The organism is Paracoccus sp. (in: a-proteobacteria) (assembly GCF_047605025.1).
Taxonomy (GTDB): Bacteria; Pseudomonadota; Alphaproteobacteria; order Rhodobacterales; family Rhodobacteraceae; genus Paracoccus.
Genome location: NZ_JASGGO010000016.1, coordinates 1 through 22,144, shown reverse-complemented (window position 1 = coordinate 22,144; position 22,144 = coordinate 1). Strand labels below are relative to the sequence as shown.

Here is a 22,144-nt window from a genome sequence, read left to right as displayed (position 1 = left end):
GCGCACCGGGCCGGGGGGGCTTGCCACGGCCTGCCGCCGAGCCGCTGCCGCACTTTTCCGCCGGGCATGACCACGGCGGCATGGTGCTGATCCCCGCCGGCCCCTTCCTGATGGGCGAGGACAGCGGCGAGGGCTTTGATGCGGACGGCGAAGGCCCGGTGCGCGAGGTCGATCTGGATGCCTTCCTGATCGACGAAACAGCCGTGACCAACGCCCAGTTCGCGCGTTTCGTGACCGCGACCGGGTATCGCACCGATGCCGAGACCTTCGGCTGGTCCTATGTCTTCTACGCCGCGCTGCACCCAAAGGCCGCCCATGCCGTGATGCGGGCTTCCGTTCCCACGGTGCCCTGGTGGCTGGCCGTCTCGGGCGCCTCGTGGCAGGCACCCGAGGGGCCGGGATCCTCGACCGACGACCGGCAGGATCACCCCGTCGTCCATGTCTCGTGGCGCGATGCCGTGGCCTATGCCGCCTGGGCCGGAAAGCGTCTGCCGACCGAAGCGGAATGGGAAAAAGCCGGCCGAGGCGGGCTGCACCGTCAGCGATTCCCCTGGGGCAACGATCTGACGCCGGACGGCGGGCATCGCTGCAATATCTGGCAGGGAGACTTTCCGGCCAGCAATACCGCCGAGGACGGGTATCTCGCGACCGCCCCGGTCCGCAGCTTTGCGCCCAATGGCTATGGTCTGTGGCAAATGTCCGGCAATGTCTGGGAATGGACCGCCGATTACTGGAGCGCGTCCTGGCATGTCCCGGCCCACCCCAAGACCCGGCACAACCCATCCGGCCCCCACGCCGGCCGGGCCCGTGTCATCAAGGGGGGCTCCTATCTGTGCCATGCCTCCTACTGCAACCGCTACCGGCTGGCCGCCCGCAGCCACAATGATGAGGACAGCACCACCGGCCATATGGGATTTCGCTGCGCCGCATCCATTCAGCCGCATAAACCGGCCAGCCAATCCCCGCAGAGTGAACACGCGGGGTTTCAGCGCGGGGAATCATGACCGAATAGCAGACCGCCTTTGCCGGGCATGACCGGCAGCGGGGCGCGAAAGGCCAGGCCACGGACCAGGTTCAAGCCGGCAGCGAACTGCGGTCGGTGCGGCTCTGCGCGCCGCGAAACCGATGATGGAACGCGGCGCCGGAAAGAACTGAACCCGATTTCGCGGCGCGCAAGCTGCGGCCGCGAAACCGAAGCGATCAGGGCTTTTGCACGGTCTTGGCGGCTTCCAGCAGCCGGGCGCGGGTCTCGGGGGACTCGGCCGGTTCGCTGTCGCCAAAGACGGCGGCCATCCAGTGACCGTCGGTCGGGTTCGGGAACAGGATGAAGCGGCGACCGAACTCCTCGCGGTCCTCCTCCATCGCGGCGATGCGGCCCGGCACGTCGCCCTTGAGGTAATACTTGCGCTGGAAATCGTTCAGGTTGTCGCCCAGCAAGACGACGGGCGTATATTTCTCGGCCAGTTCCTTCTGGCGCGGCTCCTTGTTGGAACTGTCGGTCAGGACGGTCAGGTGATCCTCGTCCGCGAAGGGAAGGCCAAGCGCCTTCAGGTTATCCAGCGCGTATTGATAGGTGTTCTCGCCCTGGTCGCGGCTGGTGACATAGAAGACCTCGACGCCCTTTTCCTTGCAATAGTCGAAGAACGCCTTGGCCCCCGGCGCGACGACCAGATCGTTTTGCGGCACCCATTCGTCCCAGATCGCATCGTCGAAGAAATCCTGGCCGCTTTCGATCAGCCGCGCCCAGTAAGGCAGGGGCAGCAGCACCGTGTCGTCCATGTCGGTGAAGACGGCCAGCGGCTTGTCACCCTCTTTCCGGGCGGCCAAGGCGGCGTCCACCCGATCACGGGCGATGTTATAGCCCTGATGGTAGAGCGCGCGATATTCGGCCGCTGTCTGCTTCCAGGCCACCGCGTAAAGCAGCGCGTTCGCCGTCGGATCCGGCTTTTCGTCAGCTTGCGCGGACAGCGTGGCAGCCCCGATCATCCCCGAGGCGACCAGCGCAACCGCAGCCACCTGCCGCAAGACGAAATGTTTTCCTGGCATCATCTGTTTCCCTTCATGTCCATCGCATTGATATTGACCAAAATACGGCGATCAGGGAAGGGGGAACGTCAGGGCCTGCACATTCTTTGGGCGACAACTGCGCGATCACCACCGATGCCCTTCGCTCCGTGCCATGCCGCAAGCATGGGATCGGGCATGCCGGATCAATTCGACAGGCTGAATTCCCGAGCATAAAAATGTCCACAAGGACGCATACAGATTCAGGCAGATGATGTAGATTTTCCTATATGGACACAGCCCGGATCTGCATAATTGCTTTATGCATCCACACAATGATCCAAACCGCCGCACGCGCAATATGGTTTGAAAAACGATTTCTAATTTAAATAATTAACTAACCTACATATAGAATGGATATAATCTCATTGAGATCAGCCTAGCCACAAAAACCGCCCCCATTGCGCCAATCTCGCGGTATAAGGATTCAATAGAATAGCCCATTCGGTCAAAAAGTCGTATCGAACAGGCCGATCCCGCATATCGCTCACGTCGGAGCGGCGCAGGTCGATGCCGATCCTGATCGATCCCAAGACGGGATGGTTTGGCAAACCCGCAGCACCATGATTTCTTTACGATTTCCTTTCGGATTCGTCGGGACCAGACTGAAAGCAGCGTGTCATATTCCGATATGGGCACTCTATTGCATCGATCCACACGGTCGCCCACGGCGGCTGACCGCCCAGGATGCGACCTCAGGCGCAGCCCGCATCCTGCGGGGTCAGCCGGTGATAGCCACGGCCGAAATACATCAGACCCGACACCCGGTCGTGCAGACGCAAACCGTGGATATGGCAGACCAGCACCGAATGGGTGCCCACCTCGATCGCCTGCGCGATCCGGGTGTCCACGGCCACCGCCGCCCCTGTCAGCGCCGGAGCGCCGGTGGTGATCTCGGTCCAGTCCGCGTGGGCAAAGCGTTCGTCCATCGTCAGCGCCCCCTGCCCCGCGAACAGCGGCGACAGATCGCCTTGCCCCGCCGACAGCACGTTCACGCAAAGCGTGCCGTTCCGAAGAAAGGCATCATGCAGCACGCTGGCCCTGCGGATACAGACCAACAGACTGGGCGGCGCGTCGGTGACGCTGCATACCGCCGAAACCGTCAGCCCGATCCGCCCCGCAGGCCCGGCGCTGGTGACAATATTCACCGCCGCGCCAAGGCGGGACATGGCTTCGCGGAACTCGTTCTGGCTGACCGGCGCGGACATGGCGACCCTTTCAAAATAAGATGCACGCATTTTGGGTGTTTTCTTCCGCCGCCGTAAAACGACATATTTGCATCGGCCCATTCCTTCAGGGACTACCACCCCATGCGTCGTCTTATCCCCTCGACCGGGGCGCTGCTGGCTTTCGAGACAGTGGCGCGCCATCTCAGCTTCAGCCGCGCCGCCGACGAGTTGGCACTGACGCAAAGCGCCGTCAGCCGCCAGATCAAGGCGCTGGAAGGACTGCTGAATACCCGGCTGTTCGAACGCCTGCCCAAGACGCTTGCGCTTACGCGGGCGGGCGAATCCTATCTGCCGCTGGTCGTCACCGCGCTGGAGGAACTGGCGACCGCCAGTGCGCGGATCATCAACCTCGACACCACGGAAACCACGGTGCGGATCTGCTCGACTCCCTCGCTCGCCTCCTGTGTGCTGGTGCCGCTGATGGCACGCTTCCGCGCCAGGCATCCACATATCAACGTGGAACTGGTGACCGAGATCTCGCCCAAAGAGCGCCAGGATTCGGCCAATGACATGACGATCACCATCGCCCATGCGGCCTGGCCCGGCACCATGGCCGACGAGTTGGTCACCACCAACAGCGCCATCGTCTGTTCACCGCAATATCGCGACCGGCTGAACCTTGTCGAACCCGCCGATCTGAACCGCGCGCATCTGATCCAGTCCATGACATTGCCCGGAATTTGGGCGGACTGGGCCGAGGTCGCGGGCTTCCGGCTGGACGCGCCCTATTCCGGCTGGCGGTTCGAGCAATACCAGCACGAACTGGATGCGGCCTGCGCCGATGTGGGCGTGGTGCTGATCCCCGAGTTGCTCGCCCGCCAGCAGCTTGCCAGCGGCCAACTGGTAAACCTTTTCGAGAAAACGGAAAAGCTGATCTTCCGCTTCCTGCTGATGGTCCGCAACGACCGCAAGAGCCTGGCCTCGGTTGCGCTTCTGCACGACTGGCTTCTGGCCCAGGAGTTGTGACGGGCCAGCCCGGCGCTATTCCTGAACGGTCTGCGCCCATGAGAATTCATCGTTTGAATGTGTCGGTTGCGCTTCGCAGGCTCGCCTCAAGGTAAACCGAGGTCTGCGATGCAAGTTATGGCGAAACCCCTGGAAACTCCCCCGATTGACGCGCTGGTCGATGCCGCCCGGCGCCTGCGGGTCGAGATGGGCAGAACCGCTGCCGATGTCGACCGCCAGGGGATTTATCCTGCGGCGAACATGAAGATGATCTTCGACGCCGGGCTGGGCGGCATCTGCCTGCCCGATCATCTTGGGGGGATGATCGGAGAAAACCCCCTGCTGCACTGGGAAGAGATCACCGAGATTTTCACCGAACTGGCCACCGGCGAAAGCTCGACGGCGCAGATTTTCAACGTTCACCGCAGCTTGTGCCTGGAAATGCTGACCGGCAGCGGCCTGTCGCCCGAACGCCGCGCCGGGCTGACGCAGGAGGTTCTGGCAGGAACCGCCACCTTCTGCTCTCCTGCCGCCGAACCCACCAAGGTGCGCTTTTCGTTCAAGACGCGCTGCACCCCGGTGGATGGCGGTGTGCTGGTCAACGGGGCGAAATACTTCGCCACCGGCTGCGAAGGTGCTGCCTATGGCGTGGTGCCGATGCTGATGGACGGCTTCGAAACCGTGGAGAACGGCGGGATGCACTGGGCGCTGGTGCCGCTGGATACACCCGGCGTAACCCGCAATTTCGACTGGGACAACATGGGCCAGCGCGCCTCGGGTTCGTCCTCGATCACCTTTGAAAACGTATTCATCCCCGACGGCAGCCACTGGTCGGGCAGCACCGGCCGGTCGAACCCGAACGATCCGAAGTCGATCTCGGGGCCGGCCGGGCAGATCCTGATGGGGGCGATGATCCTGGGCATGGGAATCGGCGCGCTGGATGCGATGTGCGACTATGTTCGCACCCGCGTGCGTCCCTTCGATCCCAACTGGAAGGACGCCACCGAGGATCCGATCATGCAGTTCCATGTCGGGCGCTATTCCACCGCGCTGAACGCCGCCCGCTCCGCCAACCGCGAGGCGGCCCGCGCCGTGGTGCGTTTCTCGCAATACGGTGGCAAGCGCGCCGATGTCTCGCTGGCGATGATGCAGGCCAAGGTCGCCATCGTCGAGGCGGCGCTTCTGGCCTCGGGCGAACTGCACCGGCTTTGCGGCGGCCTTTCGACCTCGAACTCGTTCCGGCTCGACAGGTTCTGGCGCAATGCCCGCACGCTCAGCACCCATGACTCGCAGGATGTGAAGCTGCGCCAGATCGGAGCCTATGTGCTGGGCGGGGTCGAACCGCCTGCGAATTTCGTGACCTGACACAGACCTGCACCGACCGCCGCCACGCTCGGGGGAGGAGGGTGGCGGTCACAGACCTACCTTGACGACCAGAAAGGGAAGCGTTCTTGAACTCGATCACCCCCAGCCTGACCACATCCCCCCTTCCTCTCGCCGGCAACCGCCAGAGTGGTGGCGCAACCGTCGAGTTCGAGAAGGTCAGCAAGTTTTACGACAAATTCGCCGCCCTGCACGGGGTGGACTTGAACATCGCCCCTGGCGAGTTCCTGACACTGCTTGGCCCGTCGGGCTCGGGCAAGTCCACCCTGCTGATGCTGCTGGCCGGGTTCGAGGCGCCGACCGGCGGCACGATCCGCGTCGGCGGACGCGACCTGAACCGCGTGCCGCCGCACCGGCGCAATCAGGGCATCGTGTTCCAGAGCTACGCGCTGTTTCAGCACATGACCGTGGTGCAGAACCTGGCCTATCCGCTGGATGCGCGCGGCATTCCCGCAGCCGAGCAGGACCGGCTGATCAAGGCCGCGCTGGCCCGCGTGCGGATGGAGAAATTCGCCGACCGCTATCCAGCCCAGCTTTCGGGCGGCCAACAGCAGCGCGTCGCCCTGGCGCGGGCGCTGGTCTTCAACCCGCCGGTGCTGCTGATGGACGAATCGCTCTCGGCGCTGGACCGCAACCTGCGCGAAGAAATGCAGATCGAACTGAAGATCATGCATGAGGAACTGGCCACGACGATCGTTTATGTCACCCATGACCAGGGCGAGGCGCTGACCATGTCCGACCGCATCGCGGTGATGCAGGAGGGCAGGCTGGTTCAGCTTGGCACCCCGCGTGACCTTTACGACCGCCCCGCGACCGGCTTTGTCGCGCGGTTCCTTGGCGAATCCGTATTCTTCACCGGCCGCGTCGCACAGGTCGGGGACGGCCGCGCCCGCGTCGCCATCTCCAATGGCGACATGCTGGAGGTGGGCCTGCCCGGCCCCGCCACCGCGGGCGAGGAAGTGCAGGTCATGGCCCGCCCCGAAGCCATCGGCCTTGCGCCCTGCGGTCAGCCCCATGCAGGCAATGGGTCGGTGATGCTGCGCGGGCAGGTGACACGATCAATCTTCATCGGCAACGCCTTCCGCTATTGGGTCGATTGCGGCGGCGGGGTTCAGGTCTTCTGCCTTGTCCCCTCCTCGATGCGCCATGCGGCCATCGAACGCGGCACTTCCGTGGACGTGATCATCCACCCCGACGACCTTCGGATCGTGCGCGGCTGAAAGCACGATTCCCCTCAACGAAAACGACAGCGATCCCAACAGGAAAACATCCCGTGCGCAGAAAGATCCCCCTCCCCCTCGCCTCGCTTGTCTTCGCCAGCGCCACCTTCATTGCGGCCGGATCGGCCCCCGCCGAAGATCTGGTCATCATGATTTCGGGCGGAACCTTCGCAGATTCGCAGATCGAGGCTTTCGTGAAGCCTTTCGAGGCCGAAACCGGCCTCAAGGTCACGGCGATCAAATCCGAGGTTCCGGCCGCCAAGCACAAGCTGGCGGTGGAATCGAGCACCGTCGATTTCGACCTGGCGCTGAAGACCGAGGCCGACGGCATCATGCTGGACAAGCTGGGCTATTTGATCCCGATCGACTATTCCGCCTTCGATCCCGAGGAGTTGTCGGGCATTCCCGAAGGACTGCGCCCGGCCTGGGGTGTCGGCGATGTCACCGCATCCTTCGTCCTGAGCTATGATTCCACCGCCGAAAAGAAACCTCGGAACTACGCCGATTTCTGGAATGTCGCGGAGTTCCCTGGCAAACGCACGCTGCAATCCTTCATCGGCACCCAGGGCCCGCTGGAAGAGGCGCTGCTTGCCGATGGCGTGCCGATGGATCAACTCTACCCGCTCGACGTGGACCGCGCCTTCGCCAAGCTGGACGAGATCAAGCCCGAAATCCGCAAATGGTGGGGCAACGGCAACGAGGTGCTGCAACTTTTCAACACCAATGTCGCCAACATGGGCATGAATTTCGACGGCCGCGTCCATGCCTTGCAAAGCGAAGGCCGCACCACCGATCTGACCTTCAACCAGGCCAAATATTACGGCGTCTACTGGACCGTGCCCAAGGGCGCGCCCCGTCCCGAAAACGCCATGAAGTTCCTGGCATTTGCGACCAAGGCCGCGCAACAGGCGAAGATGGCCGAAATCTCGGGCTTTGCGCCCACCAATACCAAGGCCGTCGCCCTGTTGCCGGATGAAACCGCGCGCAAACTGGTCACCCATCCCGACAACATCAAGAACGCCTACCAGTTGAACGGCCAATGGTATGCCGAGGTTGGCGAGGACGGGCTTAGCAATGCCGAACGAGTCCAGCAGCGCTGGAACGTCTGGATCACCCAATAACCCCCGCGACTGGCGGATGCCCTGCTTGCGGCGGGGCATCCGCGCCTTTGTGATCACAAGCCCACAAGCTCGACGGGAATACCGATGGATGCCACCCTGCCCCGACGCATCGCGACCCTGAAAAACGCGGTCCTCAAACGCACCGACCTGCTGTTTCTGCCGGCGGTGCTGTTCATGCTGCTGCTTTTCGCCTTTCCGCTGCTCAGGATGGCGGCGATCAGCACGGGCGGCGCCGAGTTCAGCCTGGAAAGCTATCGGCGCTTCTTCGAGATCCCCTCCTATGTCGAGGTTCTGGTCCGCACCCTTGTCGCCAGCCTTTCCGTAACCGGCATCTGTCTGGTGCTGGGCTATCCCGTGGCCATGATGCTGGCCAACGCGCATGGACGGATGAAAAGCGTGCTGCTGGCCTGCGTGATACTGCCTTATCTGACCAGCCTTCTGGTGCGAACCTATGCCTGGATGGTGATCCTGGGCGAAACCGGGCCGCTGAACAACATGCTGATGTCGATGGGGCTGATCGACCGGCCCTTGGAAATCCTGTTCACCACCACCGCCGCGATGATCGGCATGGTGCATCTGATGCTGCCCGCCATGGTGCTGCCGCTTTATTCGGTGGTGCAGGGCATCGACCGGGCGCAACTGCGCGCGGCGCAGGCGCTTGGAGGCGGTCCGGCCCGCAGCTTCTTCCGGGTCTTTCTGCCGCAAACACTGCCCGGCCTTGCCGCCGGCTCGACGCTGGTTTTCGCCCTGTCGCTGGGCTTCTACATCACGCCACAGGCGCTTGGCAGCCCCTCGGACCTGATGCTGTCGAACCTCATCACCTCGGTTCTGAACAGTTCGCTGGACTTCCGCTTCGCCTCGGCCATCGCGCTGATCCTTCTGGCCTGCACCGGGCTGGTCTATGTCGCGGCGCGGCTGTTGTTCCGCCGCCGGGCACCCCGCCCCATCAGCCGCGGCCCGCGCCCCGTGCCGGCGTGGCGCGATGCGCTGGCCCGCCGCCCGCTGGTCCCGCATCGCCTGGCGCGAGGGCGGGGACATGCCGCTGGGCCGCATCCTCGTCAATACAGTCGGAACGCTGGCCATCGCCTTTCTGGTTCTACCCAGCATTCTGGTGGCGCTGATGTCCTTTTCGGGCGAAAGCTTCCTGAACTTCCCGCCCCACATCTGGTCGCTGCGCTGGTATCACGAGTTCTTCGGCGATCCGCTCTGGCTTCAGGCGACCTGGCTTAGCGCCAGGATCGCATTGGCCAGCACCGCCATCGCGATGGTTCTGGGGGCGACCGTCTCCTACGCGCTGGTGCGTGGGGCCAGGACGCTGCGTCCGGTAGTCTATGCGCTGATGCTGGCCCCCATGGTGGTGCCCACGGTGGTCAGCTCCATCGGAGTTTACACCGTGCTTGCGCCCCTCGGGCTGGTGAACTCACCCCTTGGGCTGATCCTCGCCATCACGCCGGGCAGCATTTCCTATGTCGTCATCATCCTGGTCGCCACGCTGACCGCCTTTGACGCGCGGCTGGAAATGGCCTCGCAAAGCCTTGGCGCGGGGCATCTGCGCACCGCGCGGCGGATCATCATGCCGGTCATCCTGCCCGGCGTGGTCGCGGCGGCGATCTTCGCCTTCATCCATGCCTTCGACGAGGTGGTGATCTCGTCCTTCATTGCCGGGTCGCGCCTGCAAACCCTGCCGCTGAAAATCTGGTTCGGCATCCAGTATGAACAGGAACCTGTGATCGCCGCCGTCTCGACCCTGATGATGGCGCTGCCGCTGATCGCCTTGCCCTTCTTCGGCGCCCGCACCCAGGTCCTGAAGAAATGAGCAGCGCCGACGAAGCAATCCCCGCGCGGCGGGAGCCCTTTTTCTATGGCTGGGTCATCGTCGCGGCGGGCTTTTGCGCGCAGGTGATCTCGTCCCTGTCGATGCAGGGGCTGGCGACATATGCCACCCCGCTGCGGGCCGAATTCGGGTGGAGCCTGGGGCAAACCGCCCTTGGCCGCTCGATCCAGACCGCCGACACGCTGCTGGGGCCGCTGTCGGGCCTGCTGGTCGACCGTCTGGGCGCGCGGTGGATGATGGTGGCGGGCACGCTGGTCTATCTTCTGGGCTTTGCGGTGATGGCACGCGTGCATAGCCTGGCTGGCTTCTATCTGGCCTGCCTGCTGATGGGCATCGCCAACAGCCTGCTGGGCCTGCTGGTCGTCAGCCAGATGATCAACGCCTGGTTCACCCACCGCCGATCCGCCGCCATGGGCCTTGCCGTGGCGGGCTTTGCCGTCTCGGGCTTTGTGGTGCTGCCGCTGATCGTCTGGGCACAGGCGCAATTCGGCTGGCGGGCAACGGCAATGGGAACCGGCATCGGCATCGTGCTGATCGGCCTGCCCGTCATGCTGATGGTCCGCAGCACGCCCGAGGAGATGGGCCTGCACCCCCTTGGCGCCTCGCCGCAGGCGGGGCGGGCGGCGGCGCTGACCGGCCCGACCCTGGGCCAGGCCCTGCGCGGCCGCGGCTTCTGGATGCTGACCGGGGCCATGTCGCTGGCCGGAATGCATCAATCGGCGCTGATGGTGCATTTCTTCCCCTATGTCGAGGCGACCGACAGCCGGGTCATGGCCGGCATCGTCATCGCGGTGGTGAACCTGTTCAATCTGGCCGGCCGGCTGGGGGGCGGTCTGCTGGGCGACCTGATGCCCAAGAGCCGCTTTCTGGCCCTGGGCGGATTGGCGGCGGGGCTGGGCCTTGCGCTGATGGCGGGACTGTCCGGCCTTTTGCCCGCGCTGATCTTTGCCATGGTCTTCGGCTTCAGCTGGGGTAGCCGCACCGCCGTTTCCAGCGCGCTGACGGGCGAACTTTTCGGCCGCCGCGCCTTTGGCCGCATCGCCGGCCTGTCGCAGACCATCGTGACGCTGGCCACCATAGCCAGCCCGCTGGCATTCGGTGCGCTGGTCGATGCCGGCCTTGGCTATCCGCTGCTGTTCGCCGGGCTGGCGGTCTGCACCCTGGCCTCCTCCGCGCTGTTCTTCGCTCTGCCGGCGGGGCAGTCGGCGGGGCAGGCGGCGGGGCACCCCTGAGCCGCGCAACCTTCAGAAAGGCTCTGCAATCCCTGGGGGCGATCGGGGACATGGGGCTTTCGCCGCGATGATGCCCCGACTGCCGGTCGAAGGCGCCGGGAACAGGACGACCATGCCAGACGCAACCAGCCTCACGGCACCGGGAAACCTCGGTTGGATCGACAAGGGCTATGTCGGCGCCAAGCGCAAGGCCACCCGCCCCCAGTCGAGACCGGCAGGCAAAGCCTCGGGTCACGACCTGTCCGGCATCATCGCGCCATAGCTGATCGCGGGCCGGGTAAAGCCGCTCTGCTCTGGCCGCTTGCAGACCGTCCCAGTCCGCTATCCCGTTCCCCGGCAATGAATTTACCGCAATGCGATCCTCCCAAGCGCCGCGCGATGCCCACGTCCCGCATATGCCCTCGACCGGGCGGATGGCTCATATTATGTATGACCCCATGTCGAGCGCCAAATCCGAACCCCTTGCCGCGCGCATCAGCCGCGAACTGGCCGACCGGATCATTTCCGGCCGGATCGAAGCGGGCGCCCATCTTCGGCAGGATCACATCGCCGAGGAGTTCGGAGCCAGCCATGTGCCTGTCCGTGAAGCGTTCCGGCGGCTCGAATCGCAAGGACTGGTGCAAAGCGAGCCTCGCAGGGGCGTCAGGGTCGCCGAATTCAGCATGGAGGAGGTGCGCGAAGTCGCGGAAATGCGCGCCGCCCTGGAAGTGCTTGCCTTGCGCCAGGCCGCGCCACACCTGACAAAAGCCATCCTTGACGAGGCCGAAGAAGCCACGCGCGCCGGTGATCAGGCGCGGGATGTTCACGCCTGGGAAGAGGCCAATCGCCGGTTTCACCGGCTGATCCTTCAACCCTGCGGGATGCCTCGCCTGCTGCGAACGATTGACGATCTGCACGCCTCCAGCGCGCGTTTTCTTTTCTCGGGATGGCGGGCGGAGTGGGATACCCCCACCGACCGCGATCATCGCGCCATTCTGACGGCCCTGCGCGCCGGGGACACGGCTTCCGCCTCGGCCCTTCTTGCACGCCATGTCCAATGGATCGGGCAGAAACCCGCACGCCAGGCCGCCAGCCGCGCGCCGCGATAAAGCCTTTCGCGGTTCAAGATCCGGCGCCTTGCAGGGTCAAGGCCATCCCTCACACGCCGATTCATCCATGAATGCAAGGAATCCTTGCATCGCCGACGCTTCCGTGGATTCATTCAGAGATAGAATCAGAATATTATCTATAATATGAAGGAGCCTCGGATGACATCAATGACCGCGACCAATACCCGACCGCTGTTCAGCCCGCTCGATCTTCAAAGCCGGCCTCTGGCCTGGAAGATCGCGGCGGTCGCCATCGGCAGCCTTCTTCTGGCGCTCTCCTCTTATATCGAGGTGCCGATGGTTCCGGTGCCGATCACCATGCAGACCTTCGCGGTCACGTTGGTCGGCGCGCTTTATGGCTGGCGCCTGGGCGGGATCACGATTGCCGCCTGGCTGGTCGAGGGCGCGCTCGGCCTGCCGGTCCTGGCCGGCGGCGCCGCGGGTGCCCAGCACTTCGCCGGCCCGACCGGAGGCTATCTGTTCGCCTTCCCGGTTGCCGGCATGTTGGTGGGTTGGCTTGCCGAGCGGGGCTGGAACGGCCGCCGCGCGGGTCTGGCCTTCCTCGCCATGCTGGCCGGCAATGCGCTTTGCCTTCTGCTCGGCGCGGCCTGGCTCGCGGTTCTGATCGGCGCGAAACAGGCGATCATGGCCGGTGTCGTCCCGTTCCTTGTCGGCGGGCTCCTGAAATCCGCGCTTGCCGCGGCAACGCTCAGGCTGTCGACACGGCAGACGCGCGCCGACATATGACGGTGCGGCTGCGCCCGCATCATCTTCTTTGCCTTCTGACCTATGTTGGCAAAGGCTACAGTCCCGCGTTCACCGCCAACATGACGGTGATCGCGCAGCGCCTTGCCATAGGAGAGACGGTGGAAATCGTCGACGGACCAGACGACATCTGCGCCCCGCTTCTTACAGAGATGGAACCCCATTGCCACGGCGCAAGCGTGACTGATCGGGATTTACGGGCAGCCCAGGATATCGGCAGGATGCTGGATACATTGGTGCGGCCCGGATCGAAGCTGATCCTGAACGCCCCCCTTGCAGGCCGCCTCCGCACGGCATTCGCCACAAGGCGGATCCGATCCGCCTGCGCGGGCTGCGACTGGGACGAACTATGCGGAACCATATCCGCAAACGGGTATGATGGAACCATCCTTTGATCCCTTCCGGGTATGCGGGACAGGCGCGTAACCGAGATGATCAGGCGTGGTGATGCGGGTATTCCAAACACATGAATTCGCCGCGCGCGGACGCCACGACCAATCGGCTTTCGTTTTGGCCCAAAGCCGTGTCACAAGGACGATGGGGCTTGCAGGTTGAAACACCGGACGCGCCCGCGCAATGGCAAGATGATATCGCCCGGAATTGACATGCCAACGGCATAGAATATAGGCAAGGCGGGCCGGGCTTTGATGTTTCGCGCCTTTGGGCGCGAAGAAAGGAATACCCGATGACGGACGCCCAGCCCCGTTTCCCCCGGATCCTGCCGGCAGGCGACAGCGCCTTGATCCTTGAGTTCGGCGAAGGCATCTCGACCGGGGTGCATGATCTGGTGGTCGCCATGGATCGCCACTTGTCCGAACATCCGATTCGCGGCGTCACCGAATGCGTGCCGACCTATCGCTCGCTGATGATCTGCCACGATCCGATGGTGATCCGGGGCCGTGCCTTGGGCCAGGCGCTGATGGACGCGGCGCGGGGCTTGCGGACGAATGACGGCACGCGGCGGCGTTGGCATGTGCCGGTGCTTTACGGCCACGAGGCGGGGCTTGACCTTGACGAATTGGCGGCGATGAAGGGGCTATCGACCACAGAGTTGATCGGACTGCATGGTTCGGTGGATCTGCGTGTCTACATGATCGGATTTGCGCCAGGCTTCACCTATCTTGGCGGGCTGCCGGACATTCTGCATACGCCCCGCCTGAAGGTTCCACGCCAGATGACCCCCGCCGGGGGCATCGCGATCGGCGGCGCGCAAGCCTGCGTCGGCGCCCTGCCCGGCCCAAGTGGCTGGCGCTTCCTGGGCCGCACGCCCCTGCGCGCCTTCGACCCCGGCCGGGCCGAAGCCTTCGTCTTCCGCGCGGGCGATCTGGTGCGCTTTCACCCTGTCACCCAGGCAGAGGCCGATCGCCTCGATGCCCGATCCGCGGCGGGCGAAATCTGCGCGGAGCAGGAAATCATGCCCCAGTCCACGCAGCATCCCTGACGCGCGCCCCAACGACCTGCCCGCCTTCCTCGGCGGATCGGTGAAACCGGCACGGCATGAGCCGGGCGGGCACGTCCCGGACGATCAGTCCTTAAGGCTGCGGATCGGGTCGGCCGGGGCCGGCGAATAGCCCACGAGTTCCGTGGTCAGCGTGGCATATGTGCCGTCGGCGACCATATCGGCCAGCGCCTTGTTGATGGCTGCGGTCAGGTTCGGCTTGCCCTTCTTGATGGCAAAGCCTTTCTGGATGCTGCTGACCGGCTCTTCCACCAGGGCAAGCGGCAGGTTGGCTTCCTTGATCGCATAGCCGGCGGCGACGGCATCGGTGATGACGGCATCGACATTGCCGTTCACCAGATCCTGCATCGCATCCGATTCCGCCTTATAGGGCTTCACCTCGGCGCCCAGTTCCTCGGCGATCTTGGTCCAGTTCGATGCGACCAGGCCACCGACGGGACGGCCCTTCACATCGGCGGGTTTGGTGATGTCGCTGCCGGTCTTGACGACCACGCGGCCGCCCGATTCCAGCCACCCGTCCGAGAAGGTCACGGCCTTCTGCCTTTCCTCGGTGATGTCCATCGCGACGCTGACCACGTCATACTGGTCGGCCTCCAGACCGATCAGCACGCTTTCCCACTTTACCAGCACCGGCTCGTATTCCAGGCCGATGCGCTTGGCGATCTCGCCCATGACGCGGACTTCCAACCCGTCGAGCTTGCCGTCCGGCGCGCGCATCGAGAAGGGCGGGTAGGTGCCCTCGGTTGCCGCCAGCAGCTTGCCCTGCTGCAAAAGCTCCAACTCACCCTCGGCCATGGCCGTGGTGGCGAAGGCGGTCGCAAGCGCGGTGATCACACCGAATGTCAGGGATTTCAGGTTCATGGGATCCTCGATGTTGGATGTTCGGTTGCTGGGTCACAGGGCCATGCCTTGCCGCCTTGGCCTCGGCAGGAAGCCCGGCCATGACGGTTGCGCCAAGCAATGCCGTGATCTGGTCCGGCCCGCCGCGAAGCGGGCCCCGCCGGTCCCGCGAGGGACCGCCCCTTCTGGACGGCGCGGCATGGCGCGCATGGTGTCGGGCGCCGTCCGGGCGCCGCTGCGCAACGGAGTGACAGACCTGGAAGGCAGGCCGATAATCGCCGCGTCCGGGTTTTCGGGTGGGATGGCCACCGATGGCCGCCTGAAGCTCGGCATGCCGACAAACCGTTGCGTGGACAGGGAATCGGCATCCAGGGCGGACATTCAACTGAGCCTTGTATAGCGGCGCTCCAGCCAACCGGCCAATTGGGTCAGCAGGGTCGTCAGGACAAGATAGATCACCGCTACCGCGATATAGAAATCGAAGGGCCGGAAAGTCGCCGAAATCAGGGTCTGGGCGTATAGCGTCAGTTCGATCACGGTGATCGTGGACAAAAGCGAGGTGTTCTTCAGCGTCGAGATCGCCTCGTTGGTGATCGAGGGCAGAATGATGCGGAAGACCTGCGGCAGGATGATCGTGCGCATGGTCTGGGCCTGGCTGAACCCCAGCGCCAACGAGCTTTCTGTCTGCCCCTTGTGGATGGCGGACAAACCGCCGCGGATAATCTCGGCCACATAGGCGCCCGAGTTCATGCCAAGCGCCAGAACCCCGGCCGTGAACGGCGAGAGCCTGACGCCCAGCTGCGGGAAACCGAAGTAGACGATGAACACCTGGATCAGCGCGGGTGTCTCCCGGATGAACCAGACGTAGAAACTCGCGAACCCGCGCACCGCGCGATATCCAGACCTTTGCGCCAGGGCAGCGGCCAGCCCGCAGATCCAACTGACGATGATGGTCAGGATGGTGATCCACATCACCAGCCAGGCCGCATGCATGAAGCCCGGACCATAGACGAGGATGTCGTTCCAGATGTCGCGCTTCATGCCCGGTCCTCTCGGCCGAAACCTTCATGAAGGATCCGACCCAGAAACTGGCGAAGCCGGGGGCTTTCGGGGTCTCTCAGAACCTTTTCCGGCGGTCCCTGCTCGGCCATCACCCCCTGATCAAAGAACAAAACCCGGCTGGATACGTCGCGGGCAAAGGCGATCTCATGGGTGACCAGCAGCATCGTCATTCCATCCGCCGCCAGCGAGGCCATCAGGCTCAGCACCTCTTGGACAAGCTCGGGGTCCAGCGCCGATGTCACCTCGTCGAACAGCATCAGGCGCGGCTTCATCGCCAGCGCGCGCGCAATCGCGACACGCTGCTGCTGACCGCCCGACAGCCGTGCCGGATAGCTGTGCCGCTTGTCGTAAAGCCCGATGCGCGACAGCAGGGCCTCGGCCTCGCCCACCGCCTCCGCCCTGGACAGGCCGCGCAGCATTACCGGCGCATGAGTCACATTTTGCAGGACCGTCATATGCGGCCAGAGGTTATAGCTTTGAAACACCATGCCGATTTCGGCGCGCAACTTCTGAAGTTGCTTCTCGGTGGGGTAGCCGCGCGATTCCGGCCGGTAGTCGAAACTGAAGTCGCCGAAATCCATGAAGCCCGATTGCGGCATCTCCATCGCGTTGATCGACCGCAGAAAGGTCGATTTGCCCGAGCCAGAGGCGCCGATGATCGACACGACCTCGCCCTGGTCGACGGACAGCGAGACGCCCTTGAGAACCTCATTCTGACCGAAGCTCTTCCGAATCTCGCGCAGGTCCAGCAGATGCGGGGACGGCCTTTTCATCGCCGCGGCCTTTGGTCCGGGGTTTCGGCATGGATCCCATGCCGTCCGGGACTTGCATCCCCGGTCATCGTCCGACGGCGCATCGGAACGGCCCTCATGCCCGTCCTGAGAAAGACATCGCCGTCGACCAAGCCCATGTGCTTTGGCGCCGAATATTCGAACCGATCGCCCAGAGCCAAGGCCCAAATGCCCGCAGCCTGCGACCCGTGGCGGTTCAGGATCGTGGCGAACTGCCTCGCCCCGAGCGGCAGCGCCGCCCCATCTGAGGCAGGGATCGTGTGGCGGGAGATCGGCATCGGAAATGGGGCTTCGGCTTTGGGGCTGTCGTTGCAGCCGGGTGTGCCGCCTGAGCGGCTGGATGGGAATTCAATTTCGGTATACCGATGGAATTCTTACATGCATTTTTCAAAATGAACATTGATTAGGCTAATTTTATCCGATTTGGGCAGTTAAATGACAGAATGCGCATAAAACCTGTCTGATCTGACAGAATCTTCTTTGTCGGACGGCAAGTTTCGCTTGGCAATTGTAACATGGATACGGTTGGTATACTCAAAGTTCCCGATCCGGCCAGCCTTGCCGCCTTCGCCATGCCGGACGAAGGCGGGCTGCCCGCAGCAGGACCACGAGCAATGCAACGTTACTTCTCTTTGTCGGAATACGAGGATCGCTGGCGTCGCGCCGAAAAGCTGATGGCCGCGCGCGGCTTCGAGACAGCCGTTGTCTTCGGCCGGGGTGGCGGCACAACCGACAATTGCGGCGACATCCTCTATCTGACCAACCACTATTCGGTCAGCGGCGGAACCGATTCGCTGATCTGGTCGGCCCGGTCCTTCTCGGGGGTGATCCTGCGGCGGGGCGAAGAGCCCGAATTGCATATCGACGAACCCGAAGCGCGCGCCGACCGTCTGTCGGTCACGAATGTCCATTGCCACAATCACCCCTTCATCGGCCTGGCCGAGGCGCTGGTCGCAAAGGGGATCAAGGGCCGGGTCGCGATCTGCGGCACATGGTTCATCCCGGTGAAATACTGGAACCAGTTGGTCGGGCGCACGCCGGATATCCAGTGGGTGGAATGCGACGATCTGATCCGCGAATTGCGCAAGATCAAAAGCACGGCCGAACTCGACTGTTTCCGCATCGCGGGCGAGGTCGCGACCCAGGCGACCACGGTGCTGATGCAGGGCCTGCTTTCGGGCATGACCGAACGCGAGGCCGCGGGCGAGGCGGCCCGGATCACGGTGGCGCGTGGCGGCCGGGTGCAGGCGATAGGCACCAATCACGGCGACACGATGCAATACGACTATCGCAATCCCCTTAGCGGCTCATCCGACGATGCCGCCGCGATCGGGGACATGGTGCGGGGCACGGTTCACGCCGCGTTTCATGAGGGTTATTACCTGGACCCCGGCCGAACGGCGGTGCGGGGCACGGCAAGCCCTGACCAAAGACGCCTGATCGAGGCCACCAACGACATCGTCCAGCGCCTTGCCGCAATGATGCGCCCAGGTGTGCGCCTGCTGGACATCGCGGCCGAGGGCGACCGGCTGACCCAGGCATTCGGGGGCAATATCTCGCCCATCATGAAGAACTTTCCGTTCTTCGGCCACGGGATCGGGCTTTCCTTTGAGCAGCCGCGCATCTCGACGGTCATGTCGCGGCCCAAGGATGTGGTGGTCGAAAACATGGTCTTCGGGGTCGAGGCTTTCCTGTCGCTGGACGGCGTGGGATCGGCCTTCTTCGAGGACATCATCATCATCGGACGTGACGGCAACGAGCTTCTGACCCGCAGCCCGCATTATTACTGGTAAAGGATGGACGGGGTGGAGGATTTTGCCTGGCTGAAGGGCCGCGAGGCGGCTTTCGGCGCGGAAGAGTTCGCGGCCCGGCAGGACCGCGCCCGCGCGGCCATCGATGCTGCGGGCCATGGCGCGCTGATCGTGACCGCGCCCGAGAATATCTATTGGCTGACCGGACGGCAGACGGCGGGCTATTTCGCTTTTCAGGCGCTGATCCTGCCGGTAACGGGCGCGCCCTGTCTTCTGGTGCGCCAGTTGGAGCTTGCGGGCGCGCGCGCGAATTGCTGGCTCGACCATGTCGCGGTCTGGCAGGACGGCGAGGATCCGGTGGATGCGCTTCTTGCCCTTACGCGGAAGATGGGCATTTCCGACCCCGCCATCGAGCGCGACGGCTGGTTCGTCGCGCCCACGCAGATGGCCCGGATCGAGGGGGCTTTCGGCGGAAGGCTCGGCGACGGCTCGGGCATCGTCGCGCCGCTGCGCGCGGTGAAATCGATTGCGGAACTGAAGGCGATCCGCCATGCCGCGCGCTATGCCGAGGCCGGGCTGATCGCCGGGATCGAGACCGCGCGCGCCGGCGTGAACGAGAACCGGATCGCCGCCGCCATGGCCTCGGCCGCGATCTCGGCGGGGTCCGAGGTCTGGGCGATGGAGCCGCTCGTCTCCTCTGGTCCACGCAGCGGATTGCCGCATATGACCTGGCGACGGCGCGTGCTGGAGACGGGTGACGGGATCTTCATCGAGATGGCGGCAAGCCATGCCCGCTATCACGCAGCACTGATGCGGTCCGTCTGGATCGGCCCGCCGCCCCCTGCCGCACAGGCGATGATGACCTGCGCCGAAGAGGCGCTGGCCGCCGCGCTTGAGGAATGCCGCCCCGGAAATCCGTGCAGCGCGCCCCATGCCTCGGCCCAGGCGGTGATCGATGCGGCAGGCCATACGGCCGCCTTCCGCAAGCGCATCGGCTATTCGATGGGGGTGGCCTTCGCACCCGACTGGGGCGAAGGAAATATCCTCAGCCTGTTCACCGGCGTTGAAAGGGTGATGGAGCCAGGCATGGTGTTCCACCTTCCAGCCACGCTGCGCGACTATGGCCGCTTCACGGTGGGCGTTTCGGAAACCGTCATCGTGACCAAGGCGGGTTGCGAGCCACTCTCGACCCTGCCGCGCGGCATGACCCTGCGCTAAGAAGCCTTCCGTTCCCAAGGGTGGGGCCCTTTGGCGGGCAGCGGCGGGCGATATCTGGCCCTCTCGCTTGGGCCAGAGCATACCTCAAACTGGATTAACCGCAGGGGGCAACGTCAGCGGCGTTGAGGATGCGTGGGGATGCCCTTGGGTTGGAACGGCGGCGGCGACCAGTCCGCCCAAGCCGTCGCACGCCGCTTGCCGTGATCATTTGCTTCGACCGTGACCTCGGCCCGGAGCAAATCACCGGGCCGAACTGGAGTCAGAAACTTCAGCGTTTGTCCCAAATAGACACTATCATAACCAGGAAGTTGCTCGCCGATCACGGCCGAAATCAGCCCGGCCGCTAGCATGCCATGAGCGACTCTTCCCTCGAAGATGGTGTCCTTGCGGAGCTGTCATCCAGATGACAACCCGCCCGAGCAAGCGGCGGCTCCAGAGTCGAGCCTCCGAAGTTACACGCCCATTGGGAAGACCCGGTGTTCCTTGCTGTCCTTGCGGCGGCGCATCTCCTCCGGCGCGTCGAGCCAGTTCGCTCCCTGGTTGCGCAGCAGGAACACATAGACCACCAGCGAAGCGGCAATCAGCAGGGTCACATAGACCACGAACAACGGAACATACCCGCCGCTCTTCGCCGCAGCGTAGAGAAGGGGCGCCGTCCCGCCAAAACACGAATTGGCGACCGCATAGCCCAGGCCCACGCCCAACGCGCGGATATGCGTCGGGAAGATCACCGCCTTCACCACCGCGTTGATCGAGGTGTATCCGGTCAGGATGACGAAGCCGACCGTCAGGATGACGAAGGCCGTGAAGGCGTTGGTCACCGTCGGCAGCACGAAGAACAGCACCCAGGTGAACACCACCCCGCCGATGCCGAAGAACACCAGCAGCGACCTGCGGCCCACGCGGTCCGAGAGATAGCCGCCCACGGGTTGCAGCACCATCAGGATGGTCAGCGCGATCAGCGTCACCACCGAGCCGGTAACCGGGTTGTCCGCAAAGCTCGACTTGATGATGCTAGGCCCGGTGACGGAATAGGCGTAGAAGGCCACGGTCCCGCCCATGGTGATGAGGAAACAGGCCAGCAGTTCCTTCCAGTAGCTGCCGAACAGTTCGGCCATCGAGCCGGAGCCCTTGGCCTTGCCCGACTTGACGGATTCGATGGCCTCATGGCTCATGGATTCGTCCATGGTGCGGCGCATCCACAGCACGACCAGCGCGCCCACGCCGCCGAGCAGGAAGGCAAAGCGCCAGCCCCATGCGCTGATCGCGTCATGCGACGTTCCCAGCAGCAACACCAGGAACAGCGCCTGCGCCAACACATGTCCGCCCACCAGCGTGACATAGTGGAACGAGGCCAGGAATCCGCGATGCCGGGGCACGGCGGCCTCGGTCAGGTAGGTGGCCGAGGTGCCGTATTCCCCGCCGGTGGCAAAGCCCTGGACCAGCCGGCAGGCGATCAGGACGGCCGCGGCAAGCCAGCCGATGCTTTGCTGCGTGGGTGTCAGGGCGATGACGAAGGAACAGGCCGACATGATGGTGACCGACAGGGTCAGGGCCGCGCGACGGCCGTGGCGGTCGGCAAAGCGCCCGAAATACCACGAACCAACCGGCCTCATCAGGAAGGTCAGCGCGAAGATGGCCCAGATGTAGATGCTGGCGTTCTTGTCGTCGGCACTGAAGAAATGCTGTTCGAACGAGGCGGCGAAGACGGAGTAGACATAGACATCATACCACTCGACCAAGTTCCCGGCCGAACCCTTGATGGTGTTCGAGATGGATCGTCGCAGATTGGTCGGGAGATGGGGGGCATCAAAAGTCGTGTCGATAGATGACATGCTGGGTCTCCTCTAGGCGAATGCGCATCTTTTAGGATGCCTGTTTGCTGAATTTAGCCTATCCAGACAATAACGCTTGAGCCAGCGACATTTTATTACAAGAGCAAGAGCATGCCTGCGACCAGATCACATGGCGTTTCCGGGCTGAGGGTTGCGTTCGTAACACCGGGAGACACGAAGCCTTCACCCCCGAACCTGTCGAGGGCAGCGCCGTTTTCCAAGAACCATAGCCGACCGAAATTGGGGTGGTCGGGTAATCCTCCCCGTTTTAACGGGGCACAGAAGTAGACTTCAGGCAGCCATCTTC

The 22,144-nt window shown here is 63.9% G+C and carries 21 protein-coding genes and 1 pseudogene; 15 read left to right on the top strand and 7 right to left on the bottom strand.

The annotated features are described in order from the left end of the window. The first annotated feature begins 20 nt into the window (after nucleotides 1–20). Nucleotides 21–1,004, top strand: coding sequence for a formylglycine-generating enzyme family protein (locus QM682_RS10655; RefSeq protein ID WP_415129515.1), 984 nt, complete (start codon nucleotides 21–23; stop codon nucleotides 1,002–1,004). Between the two features lie 196 nt (nucleotides 1,005–1,200). On the opposite strand, the gene QM682_RS10650 is transcribed toward QM682_RS10655, so the two are convergent. Continuing rightward, entirely contained in the window at nucleotides 1,201–2,049 is an 849-nt protein-coding gene (locus tag QM682_RS10650) for a 5'-nucleotidase, lipoprotein e(P4) family (protein ID WP_415129513.1), read from the bottom strand. 710 nt (nucleotides 2,050–2,759) lie between these two features. Further along, complete coding sequence (locus QM682_RS10645; protein ID WP_415129511.1) at nucleotides 2,760–3,272, bottom strand: flavin reductase; 513 nt, start codon at nucleotides 3,270–3,272, stop codon at nucleotides 2,760–2,762. A 102-nt stretch (nucleotides 3,273–3,374) separates the two neighbouring features. Here QM682_RS10645 and QM682_RS10640 point away from each other — a divergent pair, with 102 nt between their 5' ends. The 12 genes from QM682_RS10640 to pxpB all read left to right on the top strand — a co-directional run bounded on the left by QM682_RS10640 (nucleotide 3,375) and on the right by pxpB (nucleotide 14,322). Next, nucleotides 3,375–4,259 (top strand): LysR substrate-binding domain-containing protein, encoded by an 885-nt coding sequence (locus QM682_RS10640; protein ID WP_415129509.1) that lies wholly within the window; start codon nucleotides 3,375–3,377, stop codon nucleotides 4,257–4,259. Between the two features lie 117 nt (nucleotides 4,260–4,376). Further along, nucleotides 4,377–5,603 carry an acyl-CoA dehydrogenase family protein gene (locus QM682_RS10635; protein ID WP_415129507.1) on the top strand — a complete coding sequence of 409 codons (1,227 nt, stop codon included), beginning with the start codon at nucleotides 4,377–4,379 and terminating at the stop codon, nucleotides 5,601–5,603. A gap of 86 nt (nucleotides 5,604–5,689) precedes the next feature. After that, nucleotides 5,690–6,841 (top strand): ABC transporter ATP-binding protein, encoded by a 1,152-nt coding sequence (locus QM682_RS10630; protein WP_415129505.1) that lies wholly within the window; start codon nucleotides 5,690–5,692, stop codon nucleotides 6,839–6,841. A 53-nt stretch (nucleotides 6,842–6,894) separates the two neighbouring features. Continuing rightward, on the top strand, nucleotides 6,895–7,962 hold the full coding sequence (locus QM682_RS10625) for an ABC transporter substrate-binding protein (protein ID WP_415129503.1): 1,068 nt from the start codon (nucleotides 6,895–6,897) through the stop codon (nucleotides 7,960–7,962). An 84-nt stretch (nucleotides 7,963–8,046) separates the two neighbouring features. After that, nucleotides 8,047–9,192, top strand: a complete 1,146-nt coding sequence (locus QM682_RS10620; RefSeq protein WP_415129501.1) for an ABC transporter permease — start codon at nucleotides 8,047–8,049, stop codon at nucleotides 9,190–9,192. Continuing rightward, nucleotides 9,083–9,778: an ABC transporter permease gene (locus tag QM682_RS10615; protein WP_415129499.1), complete on the top strand. Its 696-nt coding sequence runs from the start codon at nucleotides 9,083–9,085 to the stop codon at nucleotides 9,776–9,778. Before QM682_RS10620 ends, QM682_RS10615 begins: the two co-directional genes overlap by 110 nt. Continuing rightward, nucleotides 9,775–11,028 carry an MFS transporter gene (locus QM682_RS10610; protein ID WP_415129497.1) on the top strand — a complete coding sequence of 418 codons (1,254 nt, stop codon included), beginning with the start codon at nucleotides 9,775–9,777 and terminating at the stop codon, nucleotides 11,026–11,028. Before QM682_RS10615 ends, QM682_RS10610 begins: the two co-directional genes overlap by 4 nt. 112 nt (nucleotides 11,029–11,140) lie before the next feature. Beyond that, entirely contained in the window at nucleotides 11,141–11,290 is a 150-nt protein-coding gene (locus tag QM682_RS10605) for a hypothetical protein (RefSeq protein WP_415129495.1), read from the top strand. A gap of 175 nt (nucleotides 11,291–11,465) precedes the next feature. After that, nucleotides 11,466–12,116 (top strand): GntR family transcriptional regulator, encoded by a 651-nt coding sequence (locus tag QM682_RS10600; protein ID WP_415129652.1) that lies wholly within the window; start codon nucleotides 11,466–11,468, stop codon nucleotides 12,114–12,116. 159 nt (nucleotides 12,117–12,275) lie between these two features. Continuing rightward, nucleotides 12,276–12,863, top strand: coding sequence for a biotin transporter BioY (locus QM682_RS10595; RefSeq protein WP_415129493.1), 588 nt, complete (start codon nucleotides 12,276–12,278; stop codon nucleotides 12,861–12,863). After that, nucleotides 12,860–13,276 carry a DUF1284 domain-containing protein gene (locus QM682_RS10590; RefSeq protein WP_415129491.1) on the top strand — a complete coding sequence of 139 codons (417 nt, stop codon included), beginning with the start codon at nucleotides 12,860–12,862 and terminating at the stop codon, nucleotides 13,274–13,276. Before QM682_RS10595 ends, QM682_RS10590 begins: the two co-directional genes overlap by 4 nt. A 290-nt stretch (nucleotides 13,277–13,566) precedes the next feature. Beyond that, nucleotides 13,567–14,322 (top strand): 5-oxoprolinase subunit PxpB, encoded by a 756-nt coding sequence (gene pxpB, locus QM682_RS10585; RefSeq protein WP_415129489.1) that lies wholly within the window; start codon nucleotides 13,567–13,569, stop codon nucleotides 14,320–14,322. An 84-nt stretch (nucleotides 14,323–14,406) separates the two neighbouring features. On the opposite strand, the gene QM682_RS10580 is transcribed toward pxpB, so the two are convergent. From QM682_RS10580 to QM682_RS10570, 3 genes are all read right to left on the bottom strand, one after another. Beyond that, nucleotides 14,407–15,201, bottom strand: a complete 795-nt coding sequence (locus QM682_RS10580; protein WP_415129487.1) for a transporter substrate-binding domain-containing protein — start codon at nucleotides 15,199–15,201, stop codon at nucleotides 14,407–14,409. Nucleotides 15,202–15,561: 360 nt separating this feature from the next. Next, on the bottom strand, nucleotides 15,562–16,221 hold the full coding sequence (locus QM682_RS10575) for an amino acid ABC transporter permease (RefSeq protein ID WP_415129485.1): 660 nt from the start codon (nucleotides 16,219–16,221) through the stop codon (nucleotides 15,562–15,564). After that, a complete protein-coding gene (locus QM682_RS10570) occupies nucleotides 16,218–17,015 on the bottom strand; it encodes an amino acid ABC transporter ATP-binding protein (protein WP_415129483.1) in 798 nt (265 codons plus the stop codon). Before QM682_RS10570 ends, QM682_RS10575 begins: the two co-directional genes overlap by 4 nt. Before the next feature lie 632 nt (nucleotides 17,016–17,647). Here QM682_RS10570 and QM682_RS10565 point away from each other — a divergent pair. Both QM682_RS10565 and QM682_RS10560 read left to right on the top strand, forming a co-directional pair. After that, nucleotides 17,648–18,826 (top strand): M24 family metallopeptidase, encoded by a 1,179-nt coding sequence (locus QM682_RS10565; RefSeq protein WP_415129481.1) that lies wholly within the window; start codon nucleotides 17,648–17,650, stop codon nucleotides 18,824–18,826. Nucleotides 18,827–18,838: 12 nt separating this feature from the next. Beyond that, on the top strand, nucleotides 18,839–20,002 hold the full coding sequence (locus QM682_RS10560) for a M24 family metallopeptidase (RefSeq protein WP_415129479.1): 1,164 nt from the start codon (nucleotides 18,839–18,841) through the stop codon (nucleotides 20,000–20,002). 182 nt (nucleotides 20,003–20,184) lie between these two features. Here QM682_RS10560 and QM682_RS10555 read toward each other — a convergent pair. Continuing rightward, nucleotides 20,185–20,408, bottom strand: a pseudogene (locus QM682_RS10555) (MaoC/PaaZ C-terminal domain-containing protein); the annotation flags it as partial. Between the two features lie 46 nt (nucleotides 20,409–20,454). Beyond that, complete coding sequence (locus tag QM682_RS10550; protein ID WP_415129477.1) at nucleotides 20,455–21,837, bottom strand: MFS transporter; 1,383 nt, start codon at nucleotides 21,835–21,837, stop codon at nucleotides 20,455–20,457. Between the last annotated feature and the right edge of the window lie 307 nt (nucleotides 21,838–22,144).

Bases quoted from the DNA above. Each gene is read 5' to 3' on its own strand.
- QM682_RS10650 (WP_415129513.1), bottom strand. From the start codon at position 2,049: ATGATGCCAGGAAAACATTTCGTCTTGCGGCAGGTGGCTGCGGTTGCG.
- QM682_RS10645 (WP_415129511.1), bottom strand. From the start codon at position 3,272: ATGTCCGCGCCGGTCAGCCAGAACGAGTTCCGCGAAGCCATGTCCCGC.
- QM682_RS10640 (WP_415129509.1), top strand. From the start codon at position 3,375: ATGCGTCGTCTTATCCCCTCGACCGGGGCGCTGCTGGCTTTCGAGACA.
- QM682_RS10635 (WP_415129507.1), top strand. From the start codon at position 4,377: ATGGCGAAACCCCTGGAAACTCCCCCGATTGACGCGCTGGTCGATGCC.
- QM682_RS10620 (WP_415129501.1), top strand. From the start codon at position 8,047: ATGGATGCCACCCTGCCCCGACGCATCGCGACCCTGAAAAACGCGGTC.
- QM682_RS10615 (WP_415129499.1), top strand. From the start codon at position 9,083: ATGTCCTTTTCGGGCGAAAGCTTCCTGAACTTCCCGCCCCACATCTGG.
- QM682_RS10610 (WP_415129497.1), top strand. From the start codon at position 9,775: ATGAGCAGCGCCGACGAAGCAATCCCCGCGCGGCGGGAGCCCTTTTTC.
- QM682_RS10605 (WP_415129495.1), top strand. From the start codon at position 11,141: ATGCCAGACGCAACCAGCCTCACGGCACCGGGAAACCTCGGTTGGATC.
- QM682_RS10600 (WP_415129652.1), top strand. From the start codon at position 11,466: ATGTCGAGCGCCAAATCCGAACCCCTTGCCGCGCGCATCAGCCGCGAA.
- QM682_RS10595 (WP_415129493.1), top strand. From the start codon at position 12,276: ATGACATCAATGACCGCGACCAATACCCGACCGCTGTTCAGCCCGCTC.
- QM682_RS10590 (WP_415129491.1), top strand. From the start codon at position 12,860: ATGACGGTGCGGCTGCGCCCGCATCATCTTCTTTGCCTTCTGACCTAT.
- pxpB (WP_415129489.1), top strand. From the start codon at position 13,567: ATGACGGACGCCCAGCCCCGTTTCCCCCGGATCCTGCCGGCAGGCGAC.
- QM682_RS10580 (WP_415129487.1), bottom strand. From the start codon at position 15,201: ATGAACCTGAAATCCCTGACATTCGGTGTGATCACCGCGCTTGCGACC.
- QM682_RS10575 (WP_415129485.1), bottom strand. From the start codon at position 16,221: ATGAAGCGCGACATCTGGAACGACATCCTCGTCTATGGTCCGGGCTTC.
- QM682_RS10570 (WP_415129483.1), bottom strand. From the start codon at position 17,015: ATGAAAAGGCCGTCCCCGCATCTGCTGGACCTGCGCGAGATTCGGAAG.
- QM682_RS10565 (WP_415129481.1), top strand. From the start codon at position 17,648: ATGCAACGTTACTTCTCTTTGTCGGAATACGAGGATCGCTGGCGTCGC.
- QM682_RS10550 (WP_415129477.1), bottom strand. From the start codon at position 21,837: ATGTCATCTATCGACACGACTTTTGATGCCCCCCATCTCCCGACCAAT.